The 15,080-nt window shown below is 58.6% G+C and carries 14 protein-coding genes; 8 read left to right on the top strand and 6 right to left on the bottom strand.

The window, feature by feature from the left end; genetic code table 11:
* Positions 1-73: 73 nt before the first annotated feature.
* Positions 74-2,896 carry a site-specific DNA-methyltransferase gene (locus ABC729_RS10620; RefSeq protein ID WP_495607569.1) on the top strand — a complete coding sequence of 941 codons (2,823 nt, stop codon included), beginning with the start codon at positions 74-76 and terminating at the stop codon, positions 2,894-2,896.
* Positions 2,897-2,900: 4 nt separating this feature from the next.
* Complete coding sequence (locus ABC729_RS10615) at positions 2,901-3,341, top strand: hypothetical protein (protein WP_495607568.1); 441 nt, start codon at positions 2,901-2,903, stop codon at positions 3,339-3,341.
* On the opposite strand, the gene ABC729_RS10610 is transcribed toward ABC729_RS10615, so the two are convergent.
* Positions 3,330-3,701 carry a plasmid mobilization protein gene (locus ABC729_RS10610; RefSeq protein ID WP_495607567.1) on the bottom strand — a complete coding sequence of 124 codons (372 nt, stop codon included), beginning with the start codon at positions 3,699-3,701 and terminating at the stop codon, positions 3,330-3,332. The genes ABC729_RS10615 and ABC729_RS10610 overlap by 12 nt on opposite strands.
* A gap of 298 nt (positions 3,702-3,999) precedes the next feature.
* Here ABC729_RS10610 and ABC729_RS10605 point away from each other — a divergent pair, with 298 nt between their 5' ends.
* Together ABC729_RS10605 and ABC729_RS10600 are read left to right on the top strand one after the other, a co-directional pair.
* The gene (locus ABC729_RS10605) at positions 4,000-4,344 is read left to right on the top strand and encodes a hypothetical protein (RefSeq protein WP_495607566.1); all 345 of its coding nucleotides are present in this window, start codon (positions 4,000-4,002) and stop codon (positions 4,342-4,344) included.
* A 7-nt stretch (positions 4,345-4,351) separates the two neighbouring features.
* Positions 4,352-5,062, top strand: a complete 711-nt coding sequence (locus ABC729_RS10600) for a P-loop NTPase family protein (RefSeq protein ID WP_495607565.1) — start codon at positions 4,352-4,354, stop codon at positions 5,060-5,062.
* 222 nt (positions 5,063-5,284) lie between these two features.
* Here the strand turns inward: ABC729_RS10600 and ABC729_RS10595 are convergent, their stop codons facing one another.
* The 4 genes from ABC729_RS10595 to ABC729_RS10580 all read right to left on the bottom strand — a co-directional run bounded on the left by ABC729_RS10595 (position 5,285) and on the right by ABC729_RS10580 (position 8,006).
* On the bottom strand, positions 5,285-5,677 hold the full coding sequence (locus ABC729_RS10595; protein WP_495607564.1) for a hypothetical protein: 393 nt from the start codon (positions 5,675-5,677) through the stop codon (positions 5,285-5,287).
* Positions 5,678-5,694: 17 nt separating this feature from the next.
* The gene (locus ABC729_RS10590; RefSeq protein WP_495607563.1) at positions 5,695-5,934 is read right to left on the bottom strand and encodes a MerR family transcriptional regulator; all 240 of its coding nucleotides are present in this window, start codon (positions 5,932-5,934) and stop codon (positions 5,695-5,697) included.
* A gap of 132 nt (positions 5,935-6,066) precedes the next feature.
* On the bottom strand, positions 6,067-6,777 hold the full coding sequence (locus ABC729_RS10585) for a hypothetical protein (RefSeq protein WP_495607562.1): 711 nt from the start codon (positions 6,775-6,777) through the stop codon (positions 6,067-6,069).
* 14 nt (positions 6,778-6,791) lie between these two features.
* A complete protein-coding gene (locus ABC729_RS10580; protein ID WP_495607561.1) occupies positions 6,792-8,006 on the bottom strand; it encodes a site-specific integrase in 1,215 nt (404 codons plus the stop codon).
* Between the two features lie 690 nt (positions 8,007-8,696).
* Here ABC729_RS10580 and ABC729_RS10575 point away from each other — a divergent pair.
* The 4 genes from ABC729_RS10575 to ABC729_RS10560 all read left to right on the top strand — a co-directional run bounded on the left by ABC729_RS10575 (position 8,697) and on the right by ABC729_RS10560 (position 13,947).
* On the top strand, positions 8,697-10,991 hold the full coding sequence (locus ABC729_RS10575; RefSeq protein ID WP_495607560.1) for a TonB-dependent receptor: 2,295 nt from the start codon (positions 8,697-8,699) through the stop codon (positions 10,989-10,991).
* A 117-nt stretch (positions 10,992-11,108) separates the two neighbouring features.
* Complete coding sequence (locus tag ABC729_RS10570; protein WP_495607559.1) at positions 11,109-11,678, top strand: nuclear transport factor 2 family protein; 570 nt, start codon at positions 11,109-11,111, stop codon at positions 11,676-11,678.
* A complete protein-coding gene (locus tag ABC729_RS10565; protein ID WP_495607558.1) occupies positions 11,678-13,048 on the top strand; it encodes a spinster family MFS transporter in 1,371 nt (456 codons plus the stop codon). Before ABC729_RS10570 ends, ABC729_RS10565 begins: the two co-directional genes overlap by 1 nt.
* Complete coding sequence (locus ABC729_RS10560; protein ID WP_495607557.1) at positions 13,045-13,947, top strand: SDR family oxidoreductase; 903 nt, start codon at positions 13,045-13,047, stop codon at positions 13,945-13,947. The genes ABC729_RS10565 and ABC729_RS10560 overlap by 4 nt, the downstream gene beginning before the upstream one ends.
* Here the strand turns inward: ABC729_RS10560 and ABC729_RS10555 are convergent.
* A complete protein-coding gene (locus tag ABC729_RS10555) occupies positions 13,944-14,921 on the bottom strand; it encodes a DUF2971 domain-containing protein (RefSeq protein ID WP_495607556.1) in 978 nt (325 codons plus the stop codon). The two genes, ABC729_RS10560 and ABC729_RS10555, sit on opposite strands and share 4 nt — an antisense overlap.
* Positions 14,922-15,080: the final 159 nt, after the last annotated feature.

The raw sequence follows: 15,080 nt of genomic DNA, 5'->3' as shown, positions 1-15,080 counted from the left end.
GTGGAATATTTGATCGCTTTCGTCAATTTTTCCTAGCGCCACACCAGCTTCCATAACCTTTGAGTGAACCTCCATGCCGCCCAAATCCAAGAAAGACCTGACCGTTGAGACCCTGCGTCATGCGGAGGCGACGCGGAAGAACCTGCCGACGGCGGAGCTGGAGACGGTGATGGAGCCGGAGCAGCGGCGGGCGGTCAGGGTGGAGTATGAGCGGCGGAACCGGGATCTGGACCCGCAACTGGTCTGGCGGGGCAAGGATGAACAGGATTGGTCGGATCTGGTGGTCCAGGCCCCGCCCCTGTTCATCCAGGAGAAGGTCCACCCCAAGGTGCTGATCGACGATCTGCTGCGCCAGACGCGGCAGAAGCGGGCGGAGGAAGGGCCGGAATATCCCGACCTGTTCGCCGATTTCAACGGCCTGCCGGAGAAGGAGGCGGCGACCGAATTCTATACCCACGACGCCCATTGGCAGAACCGCATGATCCTGGGCGACAGCCTGTCCGTCATGGCCAGTCTGTCCATACGCGAAGGGCTGCGCGGCAAGGTGCAGGCGATCTATTTCGACCCGCCCTATGGCATCAGGTTCAACAGCAATTTCCAATGGTCCACCACCAGTCATGTCGTGAAGGATGGCGACCGGGGCCATATCACGCGCGAACCGGAACAGGTGAAGGCCTTCCGCGATACTTGGCGCGACGGCATCCATTCCTACCTGACCTATCTGCGCGATCGCCTGACCGTGGCCCGCGACCTGCTGACCGACAGCGGCAGCATCTTCGTCCAGATTGGGGACGAGAATGTCCACCGCGTGCGGGCGGTGATGGATGAAGTGTTTGGGGAGGATAACTGTTGCGCTCAAATTACTGTGATAAAGACAGCGAGCCAAACCTCTGAATTTATCGCAGGTACAGCGGACTACATTCTTTGGTACGGGAAGCAGAAAACTTTCACCAAGTATCGCGCGCCCCTTCTCCAAAAGGGAATGGAAGATGATAAATCCGGTGTTTACCGATGGGTAAGAGGGGACGACGGGTCTTTTGTTCCGGTAGATAATAGTAAGCTACAGCCCGGAGAAACGACAGGTATATGCCGACAAGATAACATTACATCTCAAAGGCCGCCCGGAAATTTTCCTGTCACTGTAGATGGTAAAATTTACGGACCAGGAAAGGGGTACTGGAAAACAGGCGAAATTGGGATCAATAGACTTATTCGAGCGGGTAGAATTAAAGCCGCAAAAAATAGTCTGACCTATGTCCGATTTATTGACGATTTCCGTGCGCAAGCTATCGGCAACGTATGGTCTGATACAGGCACAGGGAGTTTCACGGATGAGAAAGTTTATGTCGTCCAGAGTGGGGTGAAGGCGGTTCAACGCTGCCTCCTGATGACCACCGATCCCGGCGACCTCGTGCTGGACCCCACCTGCGGGTCTGGCACCACGGCTTATGCGGCGGAGCAATGGGGGCGGCGCTGGATCACTATTGATACCAGCCGTGTCTCCCTGGCGCTGGCGCGGGCCCGCATCATGGGGGCGCGTTACCCCTATTACCTGCTGGCCGACAGCGCCGAAGGGCAGCGCAAGGAGGCGGAGGTGACGCGCAGCGCCCCGCGCCTGGGACGGACCGGCGGCGATATCCGCCTGGGCTTCGTCTATGAGCGCGTGCCGCATATCACCCTGAAATCCATCGCCAATAATACCGAAATCGACGTGATCTGGGACCGGTTCCAGGCGGAGATGGAACCGCTGCGGGCCGACCTGAACCGCGCGCTGGGCAAGGATTGGGCGGAATGGGAAATCCCGCGTGACGCGGATGCCAAATGGCCGGACGCGGCCAAAGGGCTGCACGCGCAATGGTGGGAACGGCGCATTGCCCGCCAGCGGGAAATCGACGCCTCCATCAATGCCAAGGCGGATTTCGAATATCTGTTCGACCGCCCCTATGAGGATAAGGGCCGCGTGCGCGTGGCCGGTCCCTTTACGGTGGAAAGCCTGTCACCGCACCGGGTTCTGGCCGTCGACCAGGATGATGAACTGGTCGACCTGCTGGACGCCGCCGAAGGCCGGCGCAAGGCCGCCCAACGTGACGAGGCCGATTTTGCCGCCACCATCCTGGAGAACCTGAAATCCGCCGGGGTGCAGCAGGCGCACAAGGATGGGCGTATCAGCTTCACCAGCCTGACCGGCTGGCCCGGCCGCTTCATCGCGGCGGAGGGGCGGTATGTGGAGGATGAGCAAGAGGCGGGGCGTGCCGACGGCACGACAGGGAAGCCGGCAAAGGAGAAGCGGGCGGGCATCTTCATCGGTCCGGAATTCGGCACCGTGGCCCGGGCCGATCTGGTGGCCGCCGCGCGGGAAGCGGCGGATGCCGGCTTTGACGTGGTGATTGCCTGCGCCTTCAATTTCGATGCCCATTCGGCGGAATTCGACCGGCTGGGCCGCGTGCCCGTGCTGAAGGCCCGGATGAATCCCGACCTGCATATGGGCAAGGACCTGAAGGCCACGGGGGCCGGCAACCTGTTCACCCTGTTCGGTGAACCCGATGTGGATATTCAGACCCAGGATGATGGCCGCATCGTGGTCCAGATCAGGGGCGTGGATTTCTTCAAGGCCGGCAATATCCACACCGACGATACCAGCAGTATCGCCGTCTGGTTCATCGATACGGATTATAACGAAGAAAGCTTCTTCGTCCGCCACGCCTATTTCCTGGGGCAGAATGACCCGTACAAGGCGCTGAAAACCACCTTGAAGGCGGAAATCGACGCCGATGCCTGGGCCACGCTGAACAGCGACACCAGCCGCCCCTTTGACAAGCCCAGAAGCGGCCGCATCGCGGTGAAGGTGATCAACCATCTGGGCGATGAGGTGATGAAAGTGTTCAGCGTGGGGTGACAGTATGGATGAGCGTCAGCGCTTTATGCAGGCCTTCCGGGAAGCCAACGCCAACCCGGAATTCATCGCCCGCCACTTCGCCGATGTGCTGCGCGACCTAATGCGCGCGGTGGCGGTGCAGGATGCCACGCTGGGCGGGCAGACCTACAAGGCTGCCCAAGCCTGGGAAGAGGTGGAGCAATTGCTGGCACTGGCCGATCCGAAGATCGACATGCGGACCATCTTCGACCTGGCTGTGGATGATATCCGGGCAGGTCTGGCGGTGGCCGAAAATGACGAACGCGGGCAGTTGCGCCTGGATGTCGCGCGGGCCGCGACGCAGTTCCTGATTGAGAAATCATGTGCTGACAACGCCGCCACGGCCAGGGCCTCTGGGCGGTGGGATAGGCTACTGCATTCGCTGTCGCTGCTTGGTTATCGCCGCGGCGGGGCGTCAGGCCGATAGTTCGTCAATCTTCCTGAACAATACACCCCGCAGTTCCCGCAGCTCCTCAAACGCCGCATCTACCATCTCCGCCGACACGACTTCTCCCCTGCGGTCTGCCAGCCACAGTTTCAGCAGGCCGCCGACGCGGCCGAGGTCGGCATGCAGGCGGATCAGTTCCATGATGGCGTCGTAGTCCAGCATGCTGCGGATCGGGTGGTTCAAGCCGGCGGTGCGCAGGTAGGCGGACAGGGATAGGCCAGCCATCTTCGCCATGGCTTCGATCCGTTCCCGTTCATGGTCGTTGACCACGACGCGCAGGGTACGTTGCCGGTCCCTGGGGGCCTGAGCCGGATCGTCGGGCCGGTCCTTCATTGTCATGTCCATCCTTCTCCCGCTCTTGGCCCGGCGGATGCCGGATCGCGTCGAGCCGTCGGCGAGTAAGCTGTAATGTTGGGCTGTTGGCCAACATTACCTATCCTGCCCGGCTGCGCATATAGTTCAGGTGTTCGCGAGAATACTGATTTCTTCGCAGCTCATCGATATTAGTCTGAAGTATGTATTATTGTTCGTCTCTGTTCGTATTGGTTCTGAGCATTTTTTAGACTATTCGCCCCAATGTGATTTTACGTTACCGACTGTTCTCGCCGATTCGTATCGGTAAGCCAGAGGTGATTACATGACAGCAAGACGACAATTGACGGCGGGCAGGGTGGCGTTCCTGGCCCGCCGTGATGCCATCATGGCGGAATTGGAGAAAGGCTGGTCGATATCGGCCGTCTATCGCCAATTCGCGCCGCATCTGCCCTTGGGGCTGCGCCAGTTCCAAATCTATGTGCGGCGGTATCTGGTCGAGAAGGTGATGCCGCCCTTTGTACCGCCATCGCGCGGGCAACCGTTCGTGCCGCCGCCGCCGGCTCCCCCAGCATCAACGATCTCGCCGCCACCCGCCGCGCCCAAGCCGGTCCCGTCTGGCCCGGCGTTCGGCCCGGCGGGCAGGGTCGATCCAACCAACCTCTACTGATAGGGACATGAAAATGTGGGAAGTGCATGTGGTGTTTCAGAGCAAGGGCGGCATTGGCAAGTCCCTCGTGGCGACGTTCCTCACCCAATACCTGAGAGAAAAGTGGGCGTTTCCCAGCCAGGTTCTGGCCGTGGATGCGGATGGGCTGAACAATAGCTTTTCCAACACCCTCCAGGCAGGGGCGGCGGTGGTCGGCGCGGACATGGCCACCCTGACCGACGCTATCCGCGCCCATCAAGGGGACGTGGTGATTGATACCGGCCCAAGTTCGTATCTGGCCATGGGGGATTGGCTGACGTCACCGGAGACCGTGTCAACGCTCCTGAAAGAGGGCTGGACCATAAAAGTGCATTCCATCGTGGTCGGTGGTTGGGCGCAGGCGGAGACGCTGCAGGGCCTGCTGCATGCCATACAGGTCCTACCGCCCCAAATCCGGCTGATCGTGTGGCTCAATGACTATTTTGGGCCGGTACTCACCCCCACGGGTGCAGATTTTGAGACAATGAAAGTCTTCACCGAAAACAGACACCGGATATGGGGGCTGATCCGCCTGAGAATGCGGGGCCGTGACCTGCATGTGCGCGACCTGATGAAGATGCTGGCGCGTCGGCAGACGTTTGCGGAGGCGGTCAGTGATCCCACCGGTTACACCTTGGAGCGCTCACGGCTGGGCCTGCTGCGGCGCGAGATTTTCGGGGCAATCTCGCTGGTGCCGTGACTTATCCACAGTCGCGCGAGAAGGGAGGGATATAGGGTGGGTTGCCCTCCCCCTGTCCCTACGGCCCCGTGATGAAAGAGCGGGCCAGGGGGAGGGCTCTTCTCTGTTCTTCTTCTCTTCTCAGTGCCAGTGGCAATGCGGGTGGCATTACAGTGTGCAGTGCCACCCGCATTACAGGCGGCAATGCAGCGTGCATAACGGGTTTCGTTGTTTTTCAAACTCTTAGGTGGTCGATCTCCATCTTTTATTGGCTTTCGCTCGTCCTTCTGCGGCTGCCGTAGCTGCTGCCGCCAACTTCTCGTCCAGCATCGGAATGCGAAGCTGACCAGCATCGTCGGTGTCAATCCGACGCAAACGTTTCAGCTTTTCCAGCAAAGTTGCGGCCTTCGCGGCGTCCAATGGCAAGATATCCACAAGGGTGGCTGCACCGATTGGACCGGGGGCTGAGATGTAATGCGCGATCAACAACGCCCACGCGCCGATGTCCCGCATATCCCGGAGCCCGCTATACAGCCCATACAGGTCATGCCTGCCGAGCTTGATCCATTCCGCCGCTGCCGTGGCTGCTCGATCCCCTGGTGATGGCGGCAGGGTGCCCGCGTCCCTGGGGCTCATTGATCTGCCCGTAGGGATCAAAGTGCGTCATGGGGGCTCTTACCGGTCTTCCCGGTGACCTGGGCGGCGTCGGCAAGACGTTTCAAGTACGCCTCGCGTTCGCCGATGGGGACAAGGGTCTTGCGGCCGGATTTCAGCACCTTGATCCGGCCGGCCTTCACTTCGGCATAGAAGCGGGTCTTCCCGATGGAGAGTGAATGGCAGAATTCAGCCACTGTGCAGGCCACGGGGGTGATGCGGAGTTTGTCAATTGTCATGATGGCACCATTGCCGTTGATCGGAATGGTTCGTGATCATATGCAGATGCTCGCGGTCATCTATAGGGCGAGAGCCAATTTACGAATGGCTAAAATTTACCCATCCTTTTCTTCCGAAAAATACTTGACAAGCTAAACGTAGAACAGAATTGAATTATCGTCGTTTATTTCCCTGTTTCCGGCTCGCTCCCATTCTTGACGACAAAGGTCGATCCCAACATCTGGGTGCTTGTCGCGAAGATTTAACCATCTGCGAACGTCAGATTTAACGACCCCCTCGGTAACATAAGGGTCAACAATCCTGATGAAGTCAAAGAGCCATCCAATGCATTGACTAAATCTGTTCGATAGAATGCTCCCGCCGTTCACATAAATGGCGTAGTCCGTCAGTTGGATTAGGTCATCTCGGATATCTCTTCTTGCATTTATCGATATGCCTTTCTTTGAAACCCTGGTTCTCGAGATTCCGTCCTTGATGCTGTCGATCAATATATTAAAATGATAATCAAATAATTCTTTATCAAATAAGTCGCATGGCGCTATTCCGTTGGTCTTTGCGCGTTGCCTTTCTTTCTGTTCGACGGTAGAGGTCATGTCAATGTCGGTAAACAAAGTAGAAAATGTTGTCTCGTCGATTTGATCGAGTTTTGATTTTAACTTAGTCGACGCAGATAGCAGTGAGCGTAGCTCTCGCTTCACCATAATGCATTTGTCATTCGCATTGTGCCGCACTGTGTGTCTGCGCACGTAGTCGATTGCCTCGTTCAGCCGGTTCCGAAGCTCCGGCCCTCCCCCCGTGCTGCGTGCGATGCGCGCCCAAAGCTCATCTGAAATATGGCTCATATCGCCCCTCCCACTCACCCAACCAACCGTGCCACTGCCGCCGCTTTATGCTCCGGGGCCAAGTGGGCATAGCGTAGTGTCATCTGATAATCGGAATGCCCCAGCAACTCCCGGACGGTGTTCAGGTCCACGCCGCGCATGACCAGCCAGGATGCGAAGGTGTGACGCATGTCGTGCCAGCGGAATTTCGTGATGCCGGCGTCCTTCAGAACCTCCTCCCACGAACTGCGCACATTGTCGAAGGGGCCACCGTCACGGCTGGGGAAGACAAGGGGGCTGGTTTCCATCCGCTGGGTGTTCCAGGCGGCCAGCACCTCCATGGCGGCGCTGTTCAGGGGGATGTGGCGGGTCTTCTGGCTTTTGGCCTTGAAGCCATGAATGGTCAGGATGGCGCGATCCAGATGCATATCATCCCAAGTCAGGTTCGCCAGTTCCCCATAGCGGAGCCCGGTGTGCAGGGAGACCAGCACCATCGGTTTCAGGTGGTCGGCATAGGGCACGGCCCGCAGGTCCGGCAGCAGGGGATATTTGCGCACGGTCCGCCATGCATTGGCGCTGTCCCGGCCCGTGCGTAACCGCTCCTCCCGGTCGTCCAGCGCGGTCAGCAGGCGCTTATGCTCATCATCGGTCAGGAAGCGTACCGTGGCCCGGTCATCCACGCGGGTGCGCTTTACCTTCTCGATTGGGTGGGTTTCGATGAAGCCCCATTGCTGAGCCTTGCCCAGCGATGATTTCAGGTCGTCCAAGTCGCGGTTGACGGTGGATGGCTTGGTGCCGGCCTTCAAGCGTTCCGACCGCCAGCGCTCCACCAGCAATGGGGTAATCTCGCTGAGCTTCAGAGGGCGGAACTCGGCAAAGCTGGTGTTCAGCCGCCGGAGGGTTCCCTTGTGGGTGCGGACATTGGCGATGGCCCAACTTCCATATTCCCCGTCCACGAAACTGCCGAATGTGTGTTCCTGGGCGGGCATGGCCACCTCTGCCGCCGGGTCCTTGCCCTGGAAGGCGGAACCCAGGATGTCCTTCGCCTGGTCACGGGCCTGCTGCGGGGTGACGACGCTGGTACGCCCCAGGCTCATCCGTTTGCCGCGCGCATATTCGACGTAATAGGTCATCGCCCCGCTCGGCTGCACCCGCAGCAGCAAACCCTTCAGGCGGGTGTCCCGGACCTCATAGGGCCGATCAGCCGGTTTCAGGCTTTTGATTAGCGGCAAACCCAGCAAACCTTGCACGGCGAATCCCCGTTTAAGTGCAACGGCACGAGCTTGCCGTAAGTGCAATGTAAGTGCAAGATTGATTTTGAACGGCGTTCTATGCTGATGTCCGTCAAAGGTCGTGGTTGGCTGATAAGTGCCATATATGTCTGAAAATATTATGTTTTCTGGCGTTCTTGCGCGTTCGTTGCCGTTCGTCCAAAATCTGGAAAAATGCCGCTCATAACGGTCTGGTTGGGGGTTCAAGTCCCTCCGGGCCCACCAGATTGAAAGGCCGTCGGCATTTTGATGCCGGCGGCCTTTCTGCATTCTGGGCTGGCTGACGCTCTCGCAGATGTGAGTCTTGCGATGTAACTGTATGCGTAGATGATAGAGTTATGCCCGCGTCACGGGCATTAGGTTTCGCCCGCGCTTCGGCCTCTGTCGCATTCTCCGCCGCTCGCCGCGCCCTCTCGCCCATCAGTCCTTACGGATATCGGTTTCGGCGCACCCATTTTCCAACGCTTGTTACAAAAAAGTTGGGCAACCGGACGATTTGGCCTTGCCGTCATGCATACACAGAACGTATAGAATTTATACACAACAAGCGATGGCGCCGGATGGATCAGGGGTTTGGTGGATAATTCGACTTCCGCCTTCCGATGATCTGATACCGGGTGCCGCACAGGACAGGGTCGGTCGTAACGGCTCTTCAAGGGGAGGTTCGAGATGTCTATGCGTGCGCAATTGTCGTGGCGTCCGTCCTTGCTGGCCGTGGGCCTGGCGCTGCTTTCGGGTGTGCTGCCGGCGGGCGCGCAGGAGAAGAAGGCGGATGCCGGCCCCATGCTGGATGAGATCGTGGTGGTCAGCCAGAAGCGGGCGGGTGCCGTGGATGTGCAGGCCGTGTCGGTCGCCATCACCGCCTTCGACGCCAATGCCATTGAAAAGAGCTTTGCCACTGATCTGGTGGATGTGGGCCGCATGGCGCCGAACATCCAGCTGAACCAGTCGGGTACCTTTGGCGGCTTCTCCAACTTCTTCATCCGCGGCATCGGGTCGTCCAACACGATCCGCACCGTTGACCCGGCGGTCGGCACCTTTGTTGACGGCATCTATATCGGCTTCGGCCCCGCCTCCATGCAGGACACGTTTGACATTGCGTCGGTTGAGGTGCTGCGCGGGCCGCAGGGCACGCTGTTCGGCAAGAATGTGACGGGTGGTGCAGTATCGGTGCTTTCCACCCGGCCAACCGGTGAGTTGGGTGCAGATATCAAGGTCACCTATGGCAATTATGACCGCATGGACGTGTCGGCGGCGGTGCAGTTCCCCATTGTCGAGGGTGAGTTGGCCGGCAAGATCGCCGCCATGTCGAAAAGCCGCGATGGCTATTTCAAGAACCTGACGACGGGCCGCAACAAGCCGGATGTCGATACCTCCATTCTACGCCCCACCCTGCGCTGGACGCCCAATGAGGTGCTGACCGTCGATCTGATCGGCGAATATTACCGGGACAAGGGCGGGTCATCGGCGTCGCAGAACCGGGACAGCCGGGTCAATCCGCGCATGCTGCTGGTTAATGGTCAACTGGTGGCCTCGCCCGCGACCGTGCAGCGCGTGTTCGGCTATACCCCGCCCACGGACAAGTATGACATCAACCATAATGACCAGGGCTATGTCGACACGAAGGCCGGCCACGGGATTATCGATGCCAGCCTGGATCTGGGCCATGGCATCGTCTCGCTGGTCACCGGTTATCGCGAGGTGAAGTTCAACTCCTCCACAGACTTTGACGGTTCGCCCTATGTGGTGTTCGAATTCCCGGACAACCGGGAGCGTCAGCACCAATATTCGGGCGAGCTGCGTTATGCCTCTAACTTCTCCGACACGGTGGAGTTCACGGCGGGCCTCTATTATTTCACGCAGGAAATGTACATCGCCGAACGCCGCGCGGCCTATGCCAGCGGTCCGGCGACAGCACCCGTCATTTCCCGCACCGTTGGTATCGCCAAGACCGATGACAGTTCCTATGCCGTCTTCGGCCAGGGGTCGGTGAAGTTCACCGATCAACTGTCGCTGATCCTGGGTGGCCGCTATACGGTGGAGAAGAAGGAGATCGAACTCTGCCCCTTCAACGCCGCCCTCTATACCAGCCTGAATTTTGAAGCCTGTCCCGTGGCGCGCCTGAACGGCGACGACAAGTGGAACAGCTTCTCGCCCAAGATCGGCCTGGATTATAAGGTCGATGATGATGTGCTGCTCTATGCGTCCTGGACCAAGGGCTTCCGCTCTGGCTCCTTCAATGCCCGCGCCACCAATGCTGCCGTGCTGGGGCCGGTGGATCAGGAAACCGTGTCCTCCTATGAGGCGGGCATGAAGAGTGAGCTGATGGGGCGGCGCCTGCGCCTGAATACAGCGGCCTTCCTGTCGGATTACACCAATATCCAGCGCACCGTGTCCGATACCGTCATCGTCAATGGCCTGCCGACAGTGACGCAGGTACCGCGTAACGCGGCTTCTGCCACCATCTGGGGTCTGGAACTGGAAGGGTCGTTCCTGGTCACCGATGCCCTGACGCTGGATGCCTCGCTGGGCTATACCAATGCCGGTTATGATAGCTTCGCCAATATCGATACGAACCGGAACGGTGTGTATGAGCCGGCCATCGACGGGCCCATCGCCAAGGATCTGAAGTTCGAGCGCGTGCCGAAATGGCAATATGCCGTCGCGGCCAGCTATGAGGTGCCGGTGTCGGACACCAGCTCCCTGCGCTTCCGCACCTCCTACACCTGGGTGGATGATCAGTTCATCGATACGCTGAACAGCCCGTCCCTGGCGCTGAAATCCTATGGTCTGTGGGATGCGTCGGTCAGCTACTCCCTCAATGACAGCTACACCGTATCTCTGTTCGGGCGTAACCTGAACGATGCTGAATATTATGATTTCGGCTTTGACGGCGGCACGCACCGCGCCGTCTGGGGTGGCACACCGCGCACCTATGGTGTGGAGCTGTCGGCGAAGTTTTGAGGCAACGTCCCGTAGGTCAGGTCGAGGCGTCAGCCGAGCCCTGACAGATCAGGCATGAAGCTTGTCCCGTCAGGGCTCGCTCCGCTCGACCTGACCTACGGCCAAGAGGGAAAACCCATGGCAACGACCCTGACCCTGGAACAGCGCATCGCACGGCTTGAGGCGCGGGCCGAGATCAATGATCTGGTGGCCCGCTACGGCCTGACCGTCGATGACCGTGACCTGGAGGGGCTGGCGGACCTGTTCACGGAGGATGGGGCTTTCCGGTCCAAGGACGGGGTGTTGGACGCCCGAGGCCGGGCGGCGGTGATTGAGCAATATCGCGGCCGGTTCGCAGCGCTCGGCCCCTGCAACCACTTCACCCATGATAAGATCGTCAGCTTCGATGATGCCGATCCTGATCGGGCCACGGGGATCGTCACGTCCCATGCCGAGGTCTGGCGCAATGGTCAGGCCATGTTGACGGCCCTGCGCTATCAGGATGAGTATCGGCGCGGGGCCGATGGCAAATGGCGCTTTGCCGACCGGTTGCTGACCTTCTTCTATTATCTGCCCGTGACGGAATATGCCGAGGCGCTGGGCGATCCGTTGCGCCAGCGGGCCTATGGCGACCGCCGCCCGGCCGATTTCCCGGAGGCACTGCCGACATGGCGGCTGTACCACCAGCAGGGCGGGAATGCCGACTGATGACCCACAGCCTGATGTCCGGCATCGACACGCCCGAAACCAAGGCCGCCGCCCGGCCCGTGCCGCGTGACGGGCTTTACGCCTGGTATGTCACGATCCTGCTGACGGTCGCCTATGCGGTGGCCTTCGTGGATCGGCAGATCCTGAATTTGCTGGTGGAGCCGATCAAGGGGCAGTTCACCCTGTCGGACACGCAGATCAGCCTGTTGCAGGGCCTGTCCTTCACCCTGGCTTATGTGCTGATGGGGCCGCTGTTCGGGCGGTGGACGGATATTGGCAATCGCCGCACCATCATCTGGACCGGGGTCACGATCTGGTCGGTCTTCACCATCTTTTGCGGCCTGTCTCAGACCTATTGGCAGTTGTTCGGGGCGCGGATGGGGGTGGGCGGGGCAGAGGCCTGCCTGATGCCGGCGGCCTGGTCGCTGCTGTCCGATTATTTCAGCAAGGACAAGCTGCCGCGCGCCATGAGCATCTTTCTCATGGGGCCGTATCTGGGCGGCGGTCTGGCGCTGATCTTCGGTGGGCTGGTCATCCAGCAGCTGGGCCATGTCGGGCCGGTGGATGCCGGTCCCTTCGGTCTGCTGGCACCGTGGCATCTGGCCTTCATCGTGGTGGGCGGGCCGGGTCTGGTTCTGGCGGCCCTGATGCTGACAGTGCGTGAACCACCACGGACCAAGGTAGTGGGGCAGGCGGAGCAGGAGCGGTTTACGCTTTCGCAGATATGGCAGTTTCTGAATGAACGGCGTGCCTTCTATGGCGCGTTCTATGGTGGCATGTCGCTGCATGTCATTGCGCTTTATGCCTTTCCGGCCTGGATCCCCAGCTTCCTGATCCGGCATTACGGGGTGTCGATGGCCTCGGTCGGGCTGGAATATGGGGCGTCGGTGCTGCTGGCGGGGTCGCTGGGCGTGTGGTGCGGGCCTTATGTGGCGAAGTTTCTGGCCGGGCGCGGCTATGTTGATGCCGCCTTCCGCACGCCGGCCCTGACCACGCTTGGCGTGGTGCCGTTCGCCGTGCTGCTGCCCTTCTGCCCGACCTATGATCTGGCGCTGGCGGCGGCGGTGGGGGTGACCTTCTTCTACACGCTGCCCATGGCCATGGCGGCATCTTCCATCCAGATGGTGACGCCCAACCGCATGCGCGGGGTTGTTTCCTCCCTCTATGTTTTCACGGTTTCCATCGTGGGCCTTGGGCTGGCCCCCACCTTCATCGCGCTGATTACCGACCGGTTGTTTGGTGATCCGGGCATGGTCGGCTGGTCGCTGGCCCTGGTCTGTTCGGTTTCCAGCATCGGGGCGTCGATCCTGATGCTGCGCGGTCTGGGCGCGTTCCGCGCGGCCCTGGCCGAAGGGGAGAAAGTGTCGTGAAGGTTCTTGTCTTCGGCGCTACCGGCGACCAGGGTGAGGCACAGTTGCGCCGCCTGATCGCCGCCGGCCACACGCCCGTTGCCGTCGCGCGCGACCCGTCGAAACTGGGTGTCGCTGGCGTGGACAGCGTGGCGGCAGATTACCGCGATCCCGACAGTCTGGCCCGCGCCCTGGACGGGGTGGAGGCCCTGTTCATCACCATGCCGTCCACATCGTTCCAGGCGGCGGAACCGTTGATCCGGGCGGTCGATGCTATCGGAAAGGCGGCGCGGCGACAGGGGCTGCGTATGGCGGTCTTCAACAGTTCGATGATCATCAAGGAGGAGAAGCGGGGCTTTGCCGCCCATGATGCCCGCTGGGAGATGCGCGAAAGGCTGCGCGACAGCGGTGTGCCGACCGTGTCGGTCCAGCCCGTGATCTATCTGGATAATCTGCAGCGCGCCTGGGCGCGGCAGCACATCCTGGGGGAAGGCCGCATCTTCTATCCCCATCATCCGGACCTGGATGTCTGCTGGATTTGCCAGGATGATGTGTCGGACCTGATGATCGCGGCGTTGGATCGGCCCCACCTGTCGGGCCGCGCCTATAATGTCGGCGGGGCGGAGGCTATACGGGGGCCGGATCTGGCCCGGCGGCTGGGGGCTGTGCTGGGCCGGTCCCTGCGGTTTGATCCGCGCCCGATCCCCGATTTCTGCGAGGCGATGGCAGGCGTGTTCAGGGATGTGACTACCCTGGACCATGAGCGCCTGACCGGTGAACTGCGCCGCATCTATGAATGGTACAATTTCGGGGAAGAAAAGCCCTTCTCCGTTGATATGGGCCCGATCCTGGCCGACCTCCCCGTGGCGCTGACGAGACTTGAAGATTGGGCGGCGCGTCAGGATTGGCAGCTCAACTAAACTCTCAGTGGAATATTAGATACATTTATTAATGATTTTGCATGTCTTGGGGGTGTGCCATTTTTAGTGAGTGCATATATCAGGCTTTCCTTTATTGACTCCGGATTGCTGCAAGGTCCAATGATTATTTCTTCAATCAAATCTCCCATATTGAATTTCGTGCCGCTATCTGAATTTATTTTATCTAAACTAAGCACATGTACTCGCTGAGGAATACCATTTATCGTCTCATATTTCATTGGAATACTGTAATTCTCATCATTTATTTCTGTATTTGTAGAATCAAAAATAATTCTCCACTCTGCCTCTTCTTTAAATCCTCTGTGTTTCAGTGAAAATATTGATGCCTTAATTACGGCGCCAAGTGCATGCTTCATTATGCTTACTGGTACATTGTAATTCATTTTATAAAGATGCGCTCTCAATCTTTCCATTGTTTTGTTCATTTCTAATATCATGTCAGGGCCATTTGTATATAATACTGGAGAAACATAGGTTGGTGTCTGGATGACGCTTGATAGTATTGTGTTGTTTTTGAAGACAATTGAGACGCCTGAGTTCCTTCCGTATGCCCTCCACATTGAGAGGCGACCATCTCCGTATTCCTTTTGATTGTGCTCACTGAGGCACAATACAAATACATTCTTCTTGAGATTCAAGGCATTGCTCTCTGTTGGATCGAATGTTCCGTCACAGTCTTGTTGGCATTTGCTTAAAATTTGTTCAATCTGTTTACTTAATTGATAGTCATCATGTGACCAGACAAAATTAAATATTTCCATTCCATGGTCTACTTCAGCAACATCATTCATTGAAAGAAGATTACGCATCCATAATTCTTGGTTAATTATTATCTTGTAGGCTGAATCGGCTGATGTATAATGAGCAAAATGAATGCCTCTTTCCTTTACTTCGTCCGCGCGACGAACGGAATATCCAAAAATGGCACTCTGTATTTCGTTAAAATATTCCATGGTGACCACTCACGATGCTCTGTGGGTTGATGCATTACGATAGCATTAGGGGCTTGTTTTTACACTCTGTAACTCGTTAGATTGTAACGTCAAACTGGCACCTCTCGCCTAGACGTAAGAAGTTGGCTTGGCCGTGTTAATCTGGATAGCTAGGCAGCG

The sequence above is a fragment of the Niveispirillum sp. CC-CTL257 genome (assembly GCF_059489915.1).
This window is presented reverse-complemented; position numbering and strand designations above follow the sequence as displayed.

Coding starts and splice junctions, on each gene's coding strand:
- ABC729_RS10620 (WP_495607569.1), top strand. CDS start 74: ATGCCGCCCAAATCCAAGAAAGACCTGACCGTTGAGACCCTGCGTCAT.
- ABC729_RS10615 (WP_495607568.1), top strand. CDS start 2,901: ATGGATGAGCGTCAGCGCTTTATGCAGGCCTTCCGGGAAGCCAACGCC.
- ABC729_RS10610 (WP_495607567.1), bottom strand. CDS start 3,701: ATGACAATGAAGGACCGGCCCGACGATCCGGCTCAGGCCCCCAGGGAC.
- ABC729_RS10605 (WP_495607566.1), top strand. CDS start 4,000: ATGACAGCAAGACGACAATTGACGGCGGGCAGGGTGGCGTTCCTGGCC.
- ABC729_RS10600 (WP_495607565.1), top strand. CDS start 4,352: ATGAAAATGTGGGAAGTGCATGTGGTGTTTCAGAGCAAGGGCGGCATT.
- ABC729_RS10595 (WP_495607564.1), bottom strand. CDS start 5,677: ATGAGCCCCAGGGACGCGGGCACCCTGCCGCCATCACCAGGGGATCGA.
- ABC729_RS10590 (WP_495607563.1), bottom strand. CDS start 5,934: ATGACAATTGACAAACTCCGCATCACCCCCGTGGCCTGCACAGTGGCT.
- ABC729_RS10585 (WP_495607562.1), bottom strand. CDS start 6,777: ATGAGCCATATTTCAGATGAGCTTTGGGCGCGCATCGCACGCAGCACG.
- ABC729_RS10575 (WP_495607560.1), top strand. CDS start 8,697: ATGTCTATGCGTGCGCAATTGTCGTGGCGTCCGTCCTTGCTGGCCGTG.
- ABC729_RS10570 (WP_495607559.1), top strand. CDS start 11,109: ATGGCAACGACCCTGACCCTGGAACAGCGCATCGCACGGCTTGAGGCG.
- ABC729_RS10565 (WP_495607558.1), top strand. CDS start 11,678: ATGACCCACAGCCTGATGTCCGGCATCGACACGCCCGAAACCAAGGCC.
- ABC729_RS10555 (WP_495607556.1), bottom strand. CDS start 14,921: ATGGAATATTTTAACGAAATACAGAGTGCCATTTTTGGATATTCCGTT.